The 1,948-nt window shown below is 48.8% G+C and carries 2 protein-coding genes; both read right to left on the bottom strand.

Annotated elements, in window-relative coordinates; all coding sequences use genetic code 11:
* A partial coding sequence (locus ACTHUM_RS12540; RefSeq protein WP_440403013.1) for an oligopeptide:H+ symporter occupies positions 1-349 on the bottom strand: 349 nt, incomplete at its 3' end.
* 450 nt (positions 350-799) lie between these two features.
* Complete coding sequence (gene prfB, locus ACTHUM_RS12545; protein WP_003681666.1) at positions 800-1,903, bottom strand: peptide chain release factor 2; 1,104 nt, start codon at positions 1,901-1,903, stop codon at positions 800-802.
* Between the last annotated feature and the right edge of the window lie 45 nt (positions 1,904-1,948).

The raw sequence follows: 1,948 nt of genomic DNA on the forward strand, positions 1-1,948 counted from the left end.
GCAATCCCATTAAGCCCGGCACAATCGCCAATAAAATATGGCCGGTCATCACGACGATACCGGCGATAAACAGGGTACGTTCCGCGCCCCAAATGCGGTCGGCCAACCATGCGCCGAGAATGGTGGACAGGTAAACGCTGCCGCCGTATGCGCCAACGATACCGCCGGCCAAAGCCTTATCCATACCCAAACCGCCTTGATTCGCGGCGTAATATAGATAAATCAGCAGGATGCCCTGCATACCGTAGAAGGAAAAGCGTTCCCACAGCTCAATGTGGAATAGGGTGGATAATTGCAAAGGATGGCCGAAGAAAGTTTTCTCGGCAGAAGATGGCTTTTGACCGGACATTATGAGTTCTCCTATATATTAGACAGGCTCAGGCTTCAGACGGCCTGTTATACCTACCAATCATTTTTATGGAAGCCATATATTACCGTCAATCTTTGCATTTGCAAAACATTAAAAAGCATATTCTTACAGAAAGATTAATATTCGCATTTAAAAAAGAACTCAATAGCTACATAACAAGCATATCGCGGCCATCTCCGTCATGCCCTACATATTCAAAAACCTATTAATTTTTAGATTTGCTATATTGTATTTTTCATGCGGCCGAAAACGGATATATTTACGGCGTTCGGCATTCCATTTAGACTGATAAGACTTTAGCTTATTCAAATAGATAAAACCTTTTACCCGCTGGAAATATAAATCATCGGAGTGGATATAGTTACTGCCATATTCAACAACAAACAGGCCGTCTGAAACCTTTCAGACGGCCTGTTTATCTCTTACGGTTTACACACCTTGTTTCAGGCTGGCTTCGATGAAGCCGTCCAAGTCGCCGTCCAATACGGCTTTGGTGTTGCCGACTTCGTAGCCTGTACGCAAGTCTTTGATGCGTGAGGAGTCCAAAACGTATGAGCGGATTTGGCTGCCCCAACCCACATCGGATTTGCCTTCTTCCAACGCCTGTTTCTCTTCGTTGCGTTTGCGCATTTCCAATTCGTACAGTTTGGATTTCAACATTTCCATCGCGGCAGCTTTGTTGGCGTGTTGCGAGCGGTCGTTTTGACATTGCACTACAATCCCTGTCGGCTCGTGGGTAATACGCACGGCAGAGTCGGTTTTGTTAATGTGCTGACCACCGGCACCGGATGCGCGATAGGTGTCGATACGCAAATCGGCCGGGTTGATTTCGATTTCGATGGAGTCGTCGATTTCGGGGTACACGAACACGGATGAAAAAGACGTATGGCGTTTGTTGTTGGAGTCAAACGGCGAGTATCGCACCAAGCGGTGAACGCCGGTTTCGGTACGCAGCAAGCCGTAGGCGTATTCGCCTTCCACGCGGATGGTGGCGCGGTTGATACCTGCGATTTCGCCGTCGTCTTCCTCAAGGATTTCGATTTTGAAGCCTTTGCGCTCGGCGTAACGGCTGTACATGCGGAACAGCATGCCTGCCCAGTCTTCGGCTTCCGTACCGCCTGCGCCTGCGGTAATGTCGATAAAGCAGTTGTTCGGATCGGCAGGCTGGTTGAACATTCGTTTGAATTCGAGGTCGGCCATTTGTTTTTCCAAACCGGCCACATCTTCCTGCACGGCGGCGAAACCTTCTTCGTCGTTTTCTTCAACAGCCATTTCGATCAACATACGGTTGTCTTCGATGCCTGTGGCGATGTTGTCGAGGGTTACCACGATGCCTTCGAGGATTTTGCGCTCTTTGCCGATTTCTTGGGCGCGTTTGGGGTCGTTCCACAGTTCCGGGTCTTCGGAGAGGCCGACGACTTCTTCAAGGCGGTCTTTTTTGCCTTGGTAGTCCATATAGACGCGGATGTCTTCGCTGCGCTTCTCCAGGTCGTTTAGGGTGTTGTTAAGCTGGTTGATTACTTCGGCTTCCATGATTCTTGTGTTCTTTCAAAATTTTAGGGGCGTATTGTAAGGGAT

This window comes from Neisseria sp. P0021.S006 (assembly GCF_051956895.1).

Coding starts and splice junctions, on each gene's coding strand:
- prfB (WP_003681666.1), bottom strand. CDS start 1,903: ATGGAAGCCGAAGTAATCAACCAGCTTAACAACACCCTAAACGACCTG.